Annotated in this window: 14 protein-coding genes; 5 read left to right on the forward strand and 9 right to left on the reverse strand. The window is 40.3% G+C overall.

Annotated features, from left to right (window positions below; all coding sequences use genetic code 11):
- Nucleotides 1-2: 2 nt before the first annotated feature.
- From hutI to hutC, 6 genes are all read right to left on the reverse strand, one after another.
- Complete coding sequence (gene hutI, locus FY048_RS09615; protein WP_446090969.1) at nucleotides 3-1,208, reverse strand: imidazolonepropionase; 1,206 nt, start codon at nucleotides 1,206-1,208, stop codon at nucleotides 3-5.
- A gap of 51 nt (nucleotides 1,209-1,259) precedes the next feature.
- Nucleotides 1,260-2,672: an amino acid permease gene (locus FY048_RS09620; protein ID WP_045433907.1), complete on the reverse strand. Its 1,413-nt coding sequence runs from the start codon at nucleotides 2,670-2,672 to the stop codon at nucleotides 1,260-1,262.
- A gap of 64 nt (nucleotides 2,673-2,736) precedes the next feature.
- Nucleotides 2,737-4,275 carry a histidine ammonia-lyase gene (gene hutH, locus FY048_RS09625; RefSeq protein WP_003654215.1) on the reverse strand — a complete coding sequence of 513 codons (1,539 nt, stop codon included), beginning with the start codon at nucleotides 4,273-4,275 and terminating at the stop codon, nucleotides 2,737-2,739.
- 87 nt (nucleotides 4,276-4,362) lie between these two features.
- Complete coding sequence (hutU, locus tag FY048_RS09630) at nucleotides 4,363-6,042, reverse strand: urocanate hydratase (protein WP_446090970.1); 1,680 nt, start codon at nucleotides 6,040-6,042, stop codon at nucleotides 4,363-4,365.
- Nucleotides 6,043-6,292: 250 nt separating this feature from the next.
- Complete coding sequence (locus tag FY048_RS09635; RefSeq protein WP_446090971.1) at nucleotides 6,293-6,868, reverse strand: HutD/Ves family protein; 576 nt, start codon at nucleotides 6,866-6,868, stop codon at nucleotides 6,293-6,295.
- Nucleotides 6,865-7,617, reverse strand: a complete 753-nt coding sequence (gene hutC, locus FY048_RS09640; protein ID WP_017391094.1) for a histidine utilization repressor — start codon at nucleotides 7,615-7,617, stop codon at nucleotides 6,865-6,867. Before hutC ends, FY048_RS09635 begins: the two co-directional genes overlap by 4 nt.
- A gap of 353 nt (nucleotides 7,618-7,970) precedes the next feature.
- Here hutC and FY048_RS09645 point away from each other — a divergent pair, with 353 nt between their 5' ends.
- Nucleotides 7,971-9,083 (forward strand): acyltransferase family protein, encoded by a 1,113-nt coding sequence (locus FY048_RS09645; protein WP_446090972.1) that lies wholly within the window; start codon nucleotides 7,971-7,973, stop codon nucleotides 9,081-9,083.
- A gap of 32 nt (nucleotides 9,084-9,115) precedes the next feature.
- On the opposite strand, the gene zigA is transcribed toward FY048_RS09645, so the two are convergent.
- The 3 genes from zigA to FY048_RS09660 form a co-directional block, all read right to left on the reverse strand.
- A complete protein-coding gene (gene zigA, locus FY048_RS09650; RefSeq protein ID WP_446090973.1) occupies nucleotides 9,116-10,381 on the reverse strand; it encodes a zinc metallochaperone GTPase ZigA in 1,266 nt (421 codons plus the stop codon).
- Between the two features lie 142 nt (nucleotides 10,382-10,523).
- Entirely contained in the window at nucleotides 10,524-11,207 is a 684-nt protein-coding gene (gene zrlA, locus FY048_RS09655) for a D-Ala-D-Ala carboxypeptidase ZrlA (protein WP_446090974.1), read from the reverse strand.
- 165 nt (nucleotides 11,208-11,372) lie between these two features.
- A complete protein-coding gene (locus tag FY048_RS09660) occupies nucleotides 11,373-12,761 on the reverse strand; it encodes an amino acid permease (RefSeq protein WP_446090975.1) in 1,389 nt (462 codons plus the stop codon).
- A 354-nt stretch (nucleotides 12,762-13,115) separates the two neighbouring features.
- On the opposite strand from FY048_RS09660, the gene fahA reads away from it, so the two are divergent.
- The 4 genes from fahA (at nucleotide 13,116) to FY048_RS09680 (ending at nucleotide 16,682) form a co-directional block, all read left to right on the forward strand.
- Nucleotides 13,116-14,423, forward strand: coding sequence for a fumarylacetoacetase (gene fahA, locus FY048_RS09665; RefSeq protein ID WP_446090976.1), 1,308 nt, complete (start codon nucleotides 13,116-13,118; stop codon nucleotides 14,421-14,423).
- Complete coding sequence (maiA, locus tag FY048_RS09670) at nucleotides 14,410-15,042, forward strand: maleylacetoacetate isomerase (protein ID WP_446090977.1); 633 nt, start codon at nucleotides 14,410-14,412, stop codon at nucleotides 15,040-15,042. The genes fahA and maiA overlap by 14 nt, the downstream gene beginning before the upstream one ends.
- Before the next feature lie 17 nt (nucleotides 15,043-15,059).
- Nucleotides 15,060-15,608 carry a VOC family protein gene (locus FY048_RS09675; RefSeq protein WP_004790185.1) on the forward strand — a complete coding sequence of 183 codons (549 nt, stop codon included), beginning with the start codon at nucleotides 15,060-15,062 and terminating at the stop codon, nucleotides 15,606-15,608.
- 294 nt (nucleotides 15,609-15,902) lie between these two features.
- Nucleotides 15,903-16,682 (forward strand): IclR family transcriptional regulator, encoded by a 780-nt coding sequence (locus tag FY048_RS09680; protein WP_003654237.1) that lies wholly within the window; start codon nucleotides 15,903-15,905, stop codon nucleotides 16,680-16,682.
- Nucleotides 16,683-16,743: the final 61 nt, after the last annotated feature.

Here is a 16,743-nt window from a genome sequence, read left to right on the forward strand (position 1 = left end):
GTTTAAAAAATAACTTCTTGTCCATGCTGAATGACTCGCTTAGGCAAATCTCCGCCAAGCCAGTAAACAATTTCAGATGGATGCTCAATATCCCAAGCCACAAAGTCAGCGACTTTACCCTGCTCCAAACTGCCGTGTGTTTGCTCTAAACCGAGCGCTTGTGCAGCATGAATGGTGACACCTGCTAATGCTTGCTCAGGCGTTAAACGGAAGAGTGTACTGCCCATATTCAGCATTAAACGTAAAGAAAGTGCTGGAGATGTACCCGGATTTAAATCACTCGACAGCGCAATACGCACGCCATGTTTAATGAGATTTTCAATCGGTGGATATTGTGTTTCACGCAATAGATAAAAGGCGCCCGGCAATAACACAGCAACCGTACCCGACTCTGCCATTGCTTTGACATCATCTTCGGTCATGTACTCTAAATGGTCAGCCGACAAAGCATGGTAACGTGCTGCCAAGCTTGAGCCACCTAGCGATGAGAGCTGCTCAGCATGAAGTTTAACGGGTAGACCCAATGATTGTGCCGTTTTAAAAACACGTTCGACCTGAGCAGGTGAAAAGGCTAAATGTTCGCAGAACGCATCTACAGCATCGACTAAACCTTCAGCATGCAGTTTAGGCAGCATTTCTGTACAGATATGCTCGATATAAGCATCGCTTTGATCTTTGTACTCTGGCGGTAAAGCATGAGCAGCCAAACAAGTACTTTTTACCGTCATCGGTAAAGCTTCACCAATTTGACGGATCACACGCAGCATTTTGCGCTCATTTTCATAATTGAGTCCGTAGCCAGACTTAATTTCGATGGTCGTTACACCGTCTTGTTGCATACAGCGAATGCGCTTAAGTGCCGAATTTAATAATTGTTCTTCGCTTGCTTCACGCGTTGCACGCACTGTACTGGCAATACCGCCACCGCTTGCTGCAATTTCAGCATAGCTTACACCTTGCAAGCGTTTTTCAAACTCAACACTACGGTTGCCACCAAATACACTATGCGTATGGCAGTCGATAAACCCTGGGGTTACCCAAGCGCCTTTTAAGTCAACTGTTTCGGAATATGTGTCGGTAGGAAGTTGTTGTTGTTTTCCAATCCACTGAATGAGATGCCCTTCTGTGACAATTGCAGCATCTTTAATGTAGGAGTATTGCCCATTTTGCATGGTCGCAATGTGGCAGTTTTGCCAAAGTTTTTTCATGAGCCTTTCCTCAAAACTGCCCAATAGTTAAACCATTGGGCAGTTCATTTGTTAGCTTTCTATCTCAACATTTTGCTGGATAGGATTACTTTCCTTTCCCAGATTTTGCTCTGGTTTTACCCATATACGATAAGCAATAGTTAAGAGTACAAGCCATGTTATACCTACATAAATTGCAGGACGTGAATCAGGGAAATAACCCATCATGACTAAAATGAACACCATAAAACCAATCGCGAACGCAGGTGCATATGGCCAACCCCATACAGGGAAATCAAGTGCTTTAATTTCAGCAGTAGATAATTTACGGCGCATCGCAACTTGTGAAAGCAAAATCATGAGCCAAACCCATACAGTTGCAAAAGTTGCAATTGACGCAATGATCATGAATACATTTTCAGGAATCAGGTAGTTCAGCACCACACCAATTAACAGCACACCAGCCATGACTACAACGGTCATCCATGGCACACCATTACGCGATAACTTTTGGAATATGCGAGGTGCTTGACCACGGTTCGCCATACCATAAAGCATACGACCAGCGCCAAATACATCACTATTAATTGCTGAAATCGCAGCGGTTACTACCACAATATTTAAAATATTTGCTGCTGATTTAATGCCTAAATTTTCAAAAATTTGGACAAATGGACTACCTTGGCTACCAATTTGGTTCCATGGGAAAATCGACATCAAAACAAAAATGGTAAGTACATAAAAAAGTAAAATACGAACCGGAACCGCATTAATTGCTTTTGGCAAAGTCGTTTTCGGATCTTGAGACTCGCCTGCGGTTAAACCAATAATCTCAATACCACCAAAAGCAAATACCACTACAGATAAACATGCCACCAAGCCTGCAATACCATGCGGCATAAAGCCATCATAAATCCATAGGTTCGAAATGCCTGGCACGATATTGCTATGATCAGCTTGGAAGCCATAGAACATAAGCCCTAAACCGCCTACAATCATGGCAACAATGGCGGTAACTTTGATAATGGACAGCCAAAATTCGAGTTCACCAAAGACTTTAACGTGAATTAAGTTAATAGCGCCTAAAAACATAATTAACGATAAAATCCAGATCCACCGTGGCACATCGGGATACCAGAATCCCATATAAATACCAAAAGCAGTGACATCAGCAAGTGCAACAATCACCATTTCAAAAACATAAGTCCAACCTGTGGTAAAACCAGCTAGTGGACTAATGTATTGTGATGCGTAGTGACTAAATGAACCGGATACTGGATTATGGACAGCCATTTCACCCAGTGCGCGCATAACAATATAAATTGCAATCCCTGCAACGATATACGCTAGTAATACTGAAGGCCCGGCCATTTTAATGGCAGTTGCCGAACCATAGAAAAGCCCAGTTCCAATTGCTGAGCCCAATGCCAAGAAACGAATGTGACGGGTGTTCAGCCCCCGCTGTAGTGTGGAGTTTTGTGACATTATAATCTCCAATCCTTGAGGATATTTAGTTAGATTCGGCCACTCCATGTGACCGTTTTATTAATCACACTTCAGATAGACTAGGGAGTAGGTTTGGAATAATTAACTCGTTTAGACAACCACTCGAAAGTAATTCACTTGCCTGTTCAATATCAGGAGCAAAGAAACGGTCTTCGCTGTAGTACGGCACTTGAGCGCGCAAGATTTTACGGGCTTGTTCAAGTTTAGGCGAGCTTTTTAGGCCTTCACGGAAATCTAAACCCTGACAAGCGCCTAACCATTCAACAGCTAGAATGCCGCGCACGTTATCGGCCATTGGCCAAAGTCGTTTACCCGCGTTAGGCGCCATCGAAACATGGTCTTCCTGATTCGCTGAAGTCGGTAAACTATCAACACTCGCAGGATGTGCAAGTGCTTTGTTATCACTCGCAAGCGCTGCTGCTGTAACTTGAGCAATCATGAAACCTGAGTTAACGCCACCATTTGCGACCAAGAACGGTGGAAGCTGTGACATGTGGCGGTCCATCATCATCGAAATACGACGTTCTGAAAGTGAACCAATTTCTGCAATTGCCAATGCCAGATTATCTGCCGCCATTGCTACAGGTTCTGCATGGAAGTTACCGCCTGAAATCACATCACCTTCTGCTGCAAAAACAAGAGGGTTATCAGACACTGCGTTTGCTTCAATTGCTAAAACTTCAGCAGCCTGACGGATTTGAGTTAGACATGCACCCATGACCTGTGGTTGGCAACGTAAAGAATACGGATCTTGAACTTTGCTACAGTCTTCGTGTGAATGTGCAATTTCACTTGATTCTGTTAAGAGGTCACGATAAGCCGCAGCCACATCAATTTGACCACGTTGACCACGTACTTCATGAATACGTGCATCGAACGGTGAACGTGAACCAAGCATTGCTTCAACACTTAAACCACCGCATACAGTTGCAGCAGCAAATAAATCTTCAGCTTCAAACAAACCACGTAAAGCATAAGCGGTCGAAACTTGTGTACCGTTTAGAAGTGCCAAGCCTTCTTTAGCTGCTAAAGAAATTGGCTCTAAGCCTGCAATTTTTAAAGCTTCAACTGCTGGTATCCATTCACCTTTATAGCGCGCTTTACTCTCACCCAACAAAATCAATGACATATGCGCAAGTGGTGCCAAGTCACCCGAAGCACCTACTGAGCCTTTAAGAGGAATATGCGGATATACTTCTGCATTAATTAAAGCCAACAACGCATCAATGACTTTACGGCGAATACCTGAGAAACCACGTGCCAAGCTATTTGCTTTCAATAGAATAATTAAACGAACCATTGCATCATCAAGTGGCTCACCTACACCTGCTGCATGCGAAAGAACCAATGAACGCTGTAATTGTTCTAAATCTTCAGGAGCAATCTTGGTTGAAGCAAGTAAACCAAAGCCTGTGTTAATGCCATAAGCTGTACGCCCTTCATTTACAATCTGTTCTACACAAGCCACGCTTGCGTTGATTGCAGCTGAAGCACTGTCATCTAATTTAACTTTAATCGGGTTGAGGTAAGCTTGACGTAAATCAGCTAAGGTTAATTTTCCCGGTTGGATCAGTAATTCCATGTTGGCTTCCTAATTTTTTGCACTATATTCTGCTGAGACAGTGCTTTTCACAATTGCAAAAAGCACCGCCAGTTCTTCCATGTATTTTTATTGAGTGATCATTGGCAAGTTTAAGCCTTGCTCTTTCGCACAGTTAATCGCAATTTCATAACCGGCATCGGCATGACGCATAACACCTGTTGCAGGGTCATTGGTCAGTACGCGAGCAATACGTGCAGCAGCGTCATCTGTACCATCACACACAATCACAACGCCTGAATGTTGAGAGAAGCCCATACCTACACCGCCACCATGGTGTAGAGACACCCAAGTTGCCCCGCCTGCTGTATTTAACAATGCATTTAATAAAGGCCAGTCTGATACTGCGTCTGATCCGTCTTGCATAGCTTCAGTTTCACGGTTTGGACTAGCAACTGAGCCTGAGTCTAAGTGGTCACGACCAATTACGACTGGTGCAGATAATTCACCACTACGAACCATTTCGTTAAAAGCTAAACCAAGTTTTGCACGTAAGCCTAAACCCACCCAGCAAATACGAGCTGGTAAGCCTTGGAAGCTAATGCGTTCACGTGCCATGTCTAACCAGTGATGTAAATGTTCATCATCAGGGATTAACTCTTTAACTTTGGCATCTGTTTTATAAATGTCTTCTGGGTCACCAGAAAGTGCTGCCCAACGGAATGGACCAATACCACGGCAGAACAATGGACGAATATATGCAGGTACGAAACCAGGAAAATCAAAAGCGTTTGCTACGCCTTCTTCTTTCGCCATTTGACGAATGTTATTACCATAGTCAAATGTTGGAACACCCATTTTTTGGAAATCGAGCATTGCCTGTACGTGTTTCGCCATCGACTGTTTTGCAGCTTTTACAACAGCTTCTGGTTCTGATTTCGCACGTTCACGGTATTCATCCCAAGTCCAACCTACTGGTAAGTAACCATTGAGTGGATCGTGTGCACTTGTTTGGTCTGTCACCATGTCTGGACGTACACCACGGCGCACAAGCTCAGGTAAAATTTCAGCAGCGTTACCATGAAGTGCAATTGAAATAACCTTGCCTTCTTTCGTGTAACGGTCGATACGCGCTAAAGCATCATCTAAATCAGTTGCTTGTTCATCTACATAACGCGTACGTAAACGGAAATCGATACTTGCTTGTTGGCATTCGATATTTAAAGAGCAAGCCCCTGCAAGCGTTGCAGCTAAAGGCTGAGCACCACCCATACCGCCTAAACCAGCAGTTAATACCCAACGACCGTTTAAATCACCATTGTAGTGTTGGCGGCCTGCTTCAACGAAAGTTTCGTAAGTCCCTTGCACAATACCTTGGCTACCAATATAGATCCATGAACCTGCTGTCATTTGACCGTACATTGCGAGTGCTTTTGCATCTAACTCGTTAAAGTGTTCCCAGTTTGCCCAGTGCGGCACAAGGTTTGAGTTTGCAATTAAAACGCGTGGTGCATCTTTATGAGTTTTAAATACACCGACTGGTTTGCCTGATTGAACTAATAAAGTTTCATCAGTTTCAAGATTTTTTAAAGTATCTACAATTTTGTCGAAACATTCCCAGTTTCGTGCTGCACGGCCAATACCACCGTATACAACCAACTCTTTCGGGTTTTCTGCAACGTCCGGATCAAGGTTATTCATCAACATACGTAATGGAGCTTCAGTTAACCAACTTTTAGCCGTCAATTCAGTGCCGCGTGGCGCACGAATTTCTACATCACGAAATTTTGTTGTCGTTGTTGTTGTCACAGGCGGACTCCTTCCTTTGAGCTTACATCAGCAGAACATCACTTGTTTCTGCATTTGTATAGTAATGTATTAACTTGTATATACATCCATATACTACACAAATATTTTACGGCGTGAAGAGGCTTGCTCATATTTTTTAAAAAAAACTTAATAAGCCAATGAATTAAAATAGTTTATTTTTATATTTTGCATAAAAAAAGCACATATCTTTTCACTAGATATGTGCTTTTAAAAAATAACTTATTTAGTTTTAACGTTGAATTAACTCAATAACATAACAATTTTTTGCCCAATTTTGAGGGAAATGAACTGATGTAATCGGAGTGGTTTTCTCAATTTTTAGAGTCTCGTGGGCAGCAAGTAAAAAGGCTTTTTCTTCAATCGCTACTTCAGTGTCAGAACCACTATTAAAAATGAAAATCAGGTCTGCCGAACTTAAAAAAGTCTGTGTTTCTGTACCATCTACTCTCTGAAAGCGAGCATGAAATTTTACAGGATCATAAATTAAATTTAGATCTCGAATTGCACCGGCAACCAGTTCACTATGCACCTGACTTTCACCATGAAAAGCAAAAATATCGCCTAGCTTTAACGACCTAGCAGGCAGATCATCGACATGTAATACGATGCCTTGCCCATCAAGTACAGTAATAATTCGCTGCTTATTGGGAAAAATAGAAAATGGTCCAGAAGTTGTCACATCTGCCATCGAAATTCGCCAGTCGAAATCAAGATCACCTAGGCTTCGCGCAATTTCCAAAGTATAGCCTGCACCATTTTTCCAAAGCATTTTTGTATATTGGTCTGCCTTGAGTACTTCAATCATTGCGTAAATTTGCCTTCGAGATAATAACGACTGCCGGGATAAGTCAGACGGGCACTAGAAATGAGTTGCTTATTGGACCATGTACGACGGCGAATGAGTAAACATGGTTCAGTTTTAGTGATTTTTAACCACTTACACTCTTGCGGAGATGCTAAAACGGCTTCAACAATGTGCTCACCTTCTGTCACAGGTGCTTTCGCCATTAAGTATGCATTGGGGGTAATCGTTTTAAAGTCTTGTTCTAAATAATCTGGAATGAGTGCTGCATCAACCAAACGATCTTCGACTTGAACTGGCACATCATTTTCATAATGCACAATAATTGAATGAAACAGCTTTTGCCCTTCACGAGTCTGCATTAATACACTTTGCTCTGCATTTGCATAAATTTGTTCTAAAATTAAAACTTCAGCATGGTGCTTATGGTTTCGTGCAACAATCTCTTCGGCAATATTATTAATTTGAAAAAGCGCAGTTCGGCCTTGCCCTTCAGCAACAAAAGAACCAACACCCTGTATACGTACCAATAAACCCTCAGTCGTTAACTCTCGTAGCGCACGATTGACTGTCATTCGACTACAACCAAGTTGATTGACCAACTCGCTTTCAGAAGGAATTTTTTTATTTACAGCCCAAGAGCCTTCATAAATCTTTTGTGAAATCAGCTGTTTTACGCGTTGATATAAAGGAACTGGACTATCAGCTTCAATCGAAAGCTCAGCATGTTCTTGTTTTGATGTTCTGGGCATAACAAATACTCAAAAAGGCAGCAGGCAAAATCATATTTTAGTTGACATGCTATGTATATACAACCACATACAACATGTTAATTTATGAATTAAATAGATTTTAAAAAGTTTAAAAAATAAACATAGCTCAACAAGAGCTAATTTAAAGTTTTATGTAGATAAATTCAAATATATAAAGGTTTTATCAATATTTATTTAATAATTATTTCTGCTATGCCTTTGCTCCATTCAAAGATGAAAAAAGTATGATCCTTTTAGGTTTACGAAATGATGCTTAAAAATTTTATTTAAAATAACTGATCGATAGTATTCTTCTGCCACACAGTATATTAATAAAACTGGAAGCACATCGAATGCGTAATTATAAAATAGATATTCTTCGAGGAATGTCTATCCTGTTGGTTCTTTTACATCATTTTAATATTCCCTATAAACTTAAAGATACATGGTTAGGTTTTAATTTCTTAGGCGAAGCATTTAGCACTTTAATCGCAAGAAACGGAAATTATGGTGTCACCATGTTTTTCGTGATTTCGGGTTTTTTAATTACCCATCACACTTTAAAAAGAGACAAACAATTCTCCGCAATTAACCTCAAACATTTTTATATCCGACGAGCAGCCCGCATTTTACCGTGTCTGGTTTTACTCATTTTAGGCGTAAGCATACTTGGGTCATTTGACTTAAAACCCTTTGTAAACCAAGCTCCCAATGGCATTGAGGTCTCATATCCCTTAACCATATTTGCCGCTTTAACCTTCTGGATGAATATCCTGATTATAAAATTTGGTTGGGTAAACTACGCTTTGGGCGTGTTGTGGTCACTCTCTGTAGAAGAAGTTTTCTACTTTGTGTTTCCATTATTGTGCCTGCTTACGCGTAGTAATAAGGTATTTATTGCTGTACTTGTTGGGGTAATTTTATACGGACCTTATTTTAGATCTCTACATTTTGGAGAAGAAAGCGGTGCCTATTTATATCATTATTTTTCTAGTTTTGACGGCATAGCCATTGGTTGTTTAACAGCGATATTTTCTCATACATATCGACCGGATTGGACTTATAAAAAACCTCTTTCGTGGTTAATTATTTTGAGCATGGTCGCTCTTTATTTATATGCGCCAATTAAAGAAGTTAGTACTTGGGGTATCAGCTTATTTGCTTTTGCCACAGGCTTACTGATTTTGTGCTTTCAGCATCCTACGGGAACGCAAGCGCATAGTCTATTTACAAAAGTTATGGTTTGGTTGGGGCAGAGAAGTTATGAAACTTATTTGTTTCATCTGGTTGTACTGGGTCTCATGAAGGTTACTTTTATTCCAGCTCAAACCGACTCTAGCATCAAAATTATGCTTTTAATTGGCTATCTGATTCTAACTTTCATCATTAGCGCAGTAATTGAAAAATATTATTCGACACCGCTTAACAGCTACATTCGAAAGATTTTCATTAAAGACAAATCATAAAAATAAGCCCCTTTAAAATAGGGGCTTTTTAATTAAGCGATCAACATAGTTTCATCATCTTGCTTAAAAGGGTTAGACCAGCTCTGCCAAGCTTGTGGCCCTAAAGCCATTTCTTCATCACTTAATAAACAATGGTCTAATCTTTCTATCAAAGCTTGCTCATCCATTTGCATACCAATGAGAACCAGCTCTTGCCTTGCATCACCTGTTTGAGCATCCCAAACCTTTTTAATTTGTTCGATGCTGTCTAAGTCACTAGGCCAGTCTTCTTCTGCAACGGCCGCCCACCAATAACCTGCTAAGCCGTGCCTTGCCATTGCGCCCGCTTGCGACCATGAATAAGCCAATGTCGGTTCGGCAGCCAACCAGAAAAAGCCTTTGGAACGGACGACTCCCGGCCATTCAGCCTGTACCAAATCATAAAAACGCTCTGGATGAAAAGGTCGACGCGCACGGTAAACAAAGCTACTGATTCCATACTCTTGGGTCTCTGGCGTATGTTCGCCACGCAATTCTTTTAACCATCCTGGCGCTTGTGCTGCTTCATCAAAATCGAATAACTGTGTATTTAAAATTTTATCTAAACCAATCTTTCCAAATTGAGCAATTTCAATTCGGGCACGTGGGTTTAATGTCTTTAGAATTGCGGTGAGCTGCTCTTGCTGAGCTTGGTCAATCAAATCAATTTTATTCAGCACAATCACATCACAAAACTCAATCTGATCGATAAGAAGATCGACCACAGTTCGCTCATCTTGTTCGCCCAAGGACTCACCACGTTGTTGCAGGGAGTCGATTGAACCATAATCTTTAAGAAAGTTAAAAGCATCGACTACCGTAACCATGGTGTCGAGTCGAGCAAACTCATTGAGTGAGTTTCCATCTTCATCTTCAAAGGTAAAGGTTTCTGCAACAGGCAGCGGTTCCGAAATGCCAGTTGACTCAATCACCAATTGGTCAAAGCGTCCTTCATCGGCTAAGCGCTTAACTTCAACCAATAAATCTTCTCGTAGCGTACAACAGATACAGCCATTACTCATTTCAACCAGCTTTTCATCTGTTCTTGAAAGCTCCGCCCCACCTTCACGTACTAACGCCGCATCAATATTCACCTCAGACATATCATTGACAATCACGGCAATACGGCGGCCTTCACGATTATTTAAAATATGGTTGAGTAATGTGGTCTTTCCTGCACCCAAAAAGCCAGATAAAACAGTAACGGGAAGCTTGGCAAATGAGTTGGCGATTGCAGTGTGCATGGCTTGATCTCTTTGGATAATATTTAAACTGATCATGGCTGGCCACTTAAGTATGGCCAGATCACAGGCGTAATCTATTTCTAAACCATAATAATGTTATGTTATAACATAACTATTAAGCAAGTTTTTTATCTCTCCTTCCTTTACGCCAGTAAATTAGTCTTTGAAAAAATTACTTTTAAAAGCCCTGACACATTGAGGTTTTATAGCGATGGTCAGGTCCCCATGCACGGAATCCTTGGCTATCAATATGAATTTGTCCCGAAGCATAAACACCCAGTCCCATATTGAGTGTTTGACCTTTTGTCGCCCAGAACTGACAAAGTTTGGTTTTAGTTTGCTGAATATTGAACTGGTCTAAATCGCTAGGCTGTTCTGGTCCAATTCGAAAATCGAGAGCTGCATTAAAGACATGTCGAGATGCATCGGCACCACCAGCACATCGGTTTAAAGATAAAGCTCGATAGGCGGATGTCACTTCAAAATCATTAATCACGCCATCGTCAACTAATGCTTTTAAGATGCTAAGTGTCGGAACGATATTGGACCAAACCTCCCGCGGGGGCACCGCATACGGCTCCACTCCACATTTTTGCCAATCTCGAGCTGAACGTAATAACTCATAATCTGGGACTAAATCGGCAAGCCCTTTTTGCTTAAGGAATTGCTTATAAGCTTGTGCAGATGGTCGATGATCTGCTGTTGCTAACCATGCAACATAATCTTCGGGTTGCTGCTTTATTCTGACCACTGTTTTAGAAGGCTGAGGCAAAGAGTGAGAATGCCTAGAATCCGTTGGCTTGGGCATTTGAGTACTACAAGCCGTGAGAGATAATAAAATTAAACCTAAATAACGCTTCATAAATATGCTCTATCTTCACCAAAAATGGGAAAATTGCTCATCATTAAATTCAAGAAATGTTATATTATAACAACAATAAAATCCTTTAATTTCTGTTGCTAAATTTTAAAAATAAAAAAGGACGTATGAGATACGTCCTTTTTATAGCTACAACTTACTATCTTATTAAATATCTGCTTCTACAGCAGTTAAAGACTGCTCAGCTTTTAATTTTCGGCGTTTAAATTGATAAGCCACCATCAAACACAAGATCCAACCAGGAATCATCATGACTGCAGTACGCATATCTGGTGTTAAAGACATCACAATTAAAATGCCCAACATAAACACGATGCATAAATAGTTGCTAAATGGATACATAAAGCTTGGGAACTTCGTGGTTTGACCTTGGCTCTGCATATATTTGCGGAATTTTAAATGTGTCCATGAAATCACAACCCAGTTAATCACAATGGCTGCAACTACGAGCATCATGAGCAAACCAAATGCTTTTTCAGGGAAAATATAATTTAACAGTACACATAAAAGAGTCACCGCAGCAGAAAGGATCACTGCATTGGTTGGAATACCGCGTTTATTAATGTGTGCAAATGCTTTTGGTGCATTTCCTTGTTGTGCAAGACCCAATAGCATACGGCTACTGCAATAACTCGTACCGTTATAAACTGAAACCGCAGCAGTCAAAATTACAAAGTTCAGCAACGTTGCAATCCCTTGGCTATCTAAAGAAGCAAATACCATCACAAACGGACTGCCGCCTTCTGCCATCTGGTTCCACGGGAATAGCGAGAATAAAACAAAAAGTGTCGCAATATAGAAAATCAAAATACGGTAAATAATTTGGTTCACAGCTTTAGGTAAAGTTTTATCAGGGTCACGTGCTTCAGCCGCAGTAATACCGAAAAGTTCGATACCACCAAAAGCAAAAATAATGACAGCCATTGCCATAACTAAACCTTCAACACCAAATGGGAAGAAACCACCAAGTGCCCAAAGGTTAGAAATGCTTGCTTGTGGACCTGCTGTACCGGTTGCAAGTAAATATGAACCAAAACCAATCATTCCCACAATCGCCAAGATTTTGACAATAGAGAACCAAAATTCCATTTCGCCAAAAAACTTAACGTGTAGCAGATTAATGCCATTAATTAAGACAAAGAAGGTTAAAGCAGATGCCCACGTTGGAATTTGTGGCCACCAATATTGAATATAAAGACCAATTGCACTTAATTCAGCCATGCAGACGAGGACATTGAGTACCCAATAGTTCCATCCCGACATGAACCCAGCAAATGGTCCCCAATATTTGTAGGCAAAATGACTAAAAGACCCACTTACAGGCTCTTCAACCACCATTTCACCAAGCTGACGCATCATTAAAAAAGCAATAAATCCTGCAATTGCATAGCCAAGGATGACCGATGGACCTGCTAATTTAATCGATTGTGATATACCAAGAAAAAGCCCTGTACCAATCGCCCCACCCAATGCAATAAGTTGGATGTGCCGATTACTCAAACCATGTTTCAGGTTTCCTTGCTCTTGTGCTGACATATGATTATTCTCATCCTTGTCACGTAATTTTCTTCCAATAAATTACGTATATCATAAATTAATCAAACTTTCATAGAGATTCATGAAAAAATAATTGCGTGACTTTTCTCATGACCGCGAATGAAAACAGAAAATACAAGAAATGACAATTATTATGAAATGTGTAATTAAATTATGTATTGCGTAATTTTATGAATTCAGTATTATAGAGACATGAAGCAATTGGTTGTGCTCGGTCTATATCAAACTCATAAGACAGATGATCTAAGCAAAGGTTAAAAACTTATTGAGTAGCTCAGTCCTAGACCGAACTTTTATTTGTATAAGACCCGAGATAAAGACAAGGACGCGAAAATGGAACAAAAACTAAACTCTTTTATTGAAGTTTCACCTCAATCAGATTTCACTATTCATAATTTGCCTTATGGTATCTTTAGTAAAACAGCTGATGGTGAGCGTCAGGTTGGTGTAGCTATTGGTGATTGGGTGATTAATCTCGCTGCTCTTGAAAAGCACGGTCTTTTAAAACTCTCAGAACAAGACACATACTTTAATCAACCGACACTGAATAAATTTATTGAGTCTGGCAAAGCTAACTGGTCAAAAGTTCGTAAGACACTACAGTCTCTTCTTTCAGTTGAAAATTTAACACTTCAAGAAAATGAAGCATTACGCCAAGAAGTTTTAGTTAAACAAGACAGCGTTACTTTGCACTTACCTCTTCAAGTGCCTGGTTATACCGATTTCTATTCTTCTAAAGAACATGCGACCAATGTAGGCTGTATGTTCCGCGACCCTAAAAATGCTTTACTGCCAAACTGGACTGAATTACCTGTTGGTTATAACGGTCGTGCTAGCTCTGTTGTAGTCAGTGGCACTCAAGTCGTGCGTCCGTCTGGACAAATTAAACTTCCAAATGAAGAGCGCCCAGTTTTTTCTGCATCGCGTAAACTCGATTTTGAACTTGAAACAGCATTTGTTATTGGTAAACCGACGGGGCTTGGCCAGCCGATCTCGATTGAAAATGCTTGGGACCATATTTTTGGAATGGTATTACTCAATGACTGGTCAGCACGCGATATCCAGCAATGGGAATATGTTCCTCTAGGTCCATTCAATTCAAAATCATTTGCCAGTGCGATCTCACCTTGGGTGGTAACACTTGAAGCACTTGAACCATTTAAAGTTGAAGGCCCAAAACAAGAACCTAAACCTTTAGCTTATTTACAAGAAAATATCGCGAATAGTTACGACATTAATTTGAGTGTTGAAATTCAAAGTCCGAAATCCGCACAAAGCGATGTGATTTGTAAAACCAATTTTAAATATATGTATTGGTCTATGTCTCAACAGCTCACTCACCACACCATTGGAGGCTGTAACGTTCAAGTAGGTGATTTGATGGGTTCAGGCACGATTTCAGGTTCTACACCTGACTCTTATGGCAGTTTGCTTGAGCTTACATGGAACACGACTAAACCTCTGACACTTGCTAATGGCGAAACTCGTGGTTTCTTACAAGACGGCGATACGCTCATCATGAAAGGTCACAGTGAGAAAAATGGTATTCGCATTGGCTTTGGTGAAGTTCGAAACACGGTTCTTCCTGCATTAACTTTCGACTTTGCAGAAACTTCGGAGCCAGACTATGAAGCTGTATAGTTACTTTCGTAGCTCTGCAGCCTACAGAGTACGGATTGGTCTAAATATTAAAGGTTTAGCTTATGAGACTGTTCCAGTTCATCTGGTAAAAAACGAACAGCAAAGCGAAGACTATTTAAAGTTAAACCGTAGTGCTCTCGTTCCGACTTTAATTGACGGCGATTTAACCTTGTCTCAATCGTTAAGTATTTTGGAATATCTGGATGAGCAATATCCAGAAATCAAAGTACTTCCAAGTGATGTGCAAGAGAGAGCCAAAATCCGTGCTTTTTCCCAAGCAATCGCTTGCGATATTCACCCATTAAACAACCTGCGTGTACTGAAATATTTAAAAAATGACTTAAATGTTTCAGATGAGCAGAAAAATTATTGGTATCAGCATTGGATTATTGAAGGCTTTCAAAATCTTGAACAGATACTTCAAGATTCAAATGGACAATTTTGCTTTGGAAATCAAGCAACAATTGCCGATTGCTGTCTGATTCCACAGGTTTACAACGCGAAACGCTTCAAGATTGATTTATCTGCGTTTCCAAAAATTGAATCGATTTATCACCATTGTTTGTCTATCCCAGCCTTCTATAACGCGGCACCAGAACAACAACCAGATTGGGAATAGTAAAAAGGAGTTTTAATATGACATTTGCCATTAAAAAAATACATCACGTTGCATATCGTTGTAAGGATGCGAAAGAAACTGTTGAGTGGTATAAAAAAATGCTCAACATGGACTTTATTTTAGCTTTTGCTGAAGACCATGTGCCTTCAACTAAAGCCTTTGACCCTTACATGCATTTATTCTTAGATGCAGGACAAGGCAACGTTTTGGCTTTCTTTGAATTGCCGACTCAACCAGACATGGGCCGAGACGAAAATACCCCGCAATGGGTACAACATATTGCTTTTGAAGTTGAAGACTTAAATGCCCTAATGGCTGCCAAGCAACATTTAGAAGAAAATGGCGTGAAAGTTTTGGGCGTAACCAACCATGGCATTTTCCACTCAATTTACTTCTTCGATCCAAATGGTCATCGTTTAGAACTGACTTATAACGATGTTCATGCTGAAGAAAAAATTGCAAAAATTACTGAAGAAATGAAAGCTGAAATGCTAGAGGAATGGAGCAAAACCAAACGCGCTCCACACCACACTCATTTCTTACATGAAGCAGAGTTAGGAACCTAATTTAAAAGAGCAAACTAAAAAGTCGGCATTGATTAGAATTGTTTGAATGAACGGTTCTATATCAATGCCGATTTATATTATTTAAAACTGCTAAATTTTTAGAAAATCGCGCTATAAATGAGAGTGCCGTGACTTTAGAAAATTGTTGATTATTAAACATGCCAATTTCGCTAATAGAAAAAGGTGATTTCTATTTCTCACTGGGCTCAGGCATGATGTAAATCGCAGCAATTTCAATTTATGTTTTGAACAGCGCTGTTTAACAGCTGAAGTAACTTTATTAAGGGTATTTAAATGATTGAAGAAAAAGTATCTGGGGGGGTTCAATCACTTGAAGTCGGTTTATCTGTACTAAACGCCCTTTTAGAGCACAATCAACCTATTATTCTCAAAGATCTGTCGAGCAAGCTAGAAATGCATCCTGCCAAAGTGCACCGCTATCTAGTCAGCCTTATTCGCATGGAATATGCAAAACAACTTGATGATGGGCAATATGCTTTAGGTGATCAGGCATGGCGCTTAGGTCTCAACTGTGTTCAGCATAGCGACACACTACAGCTAGTACAGCATTTAATTTACGACCTACAAAACAAAATTGGTTGCGGCATACAAATTAGTAAATGGTCGCCGAAAGGTCCTGTAGTTGTTCAATCGATTGAATCAAACCATCCTATTTCAATTGTCACTAAAGTCGGCTCGATCATGCCTTTAGTCAATTCTGCTGCGGGACGTTTATTTGCTTCTTATCTTCCTGAGCATTTTGTTCGCCCCTTAATGGAAGCAGAATGGCAAAAGCATCAAGAACTTGGTCTTAACATTGCGCCACAAAACTGGCAGGCATTTACAGAGCTTAAAGAAACTATTCGCCAGCAAGAAATGTCAGCAGCGAAAGGTGATTTATTAACAGGCATTAACGCTGTTGGTTTACCTGTGTTCAACTCGAATCAGAGCATCGAGTTTTGTATTGTTGCGCTTGATAGCGAAATGTTTTTACCAGTTGACCCACAAAGTAAAACGATTGAAATCTTAAAAAATGAAGTGAAGCTCATCAATCAATATATTAAAAGTCGCTAATTAACAGCTATAAAAAAACCAAGAGATCAAACTCTTGGTTTTTTTAGATCAGAAACAAAGC

It is taken from the genome of Acinetobacter sp. 1124_18A (genome assembly GCF_052824995.1).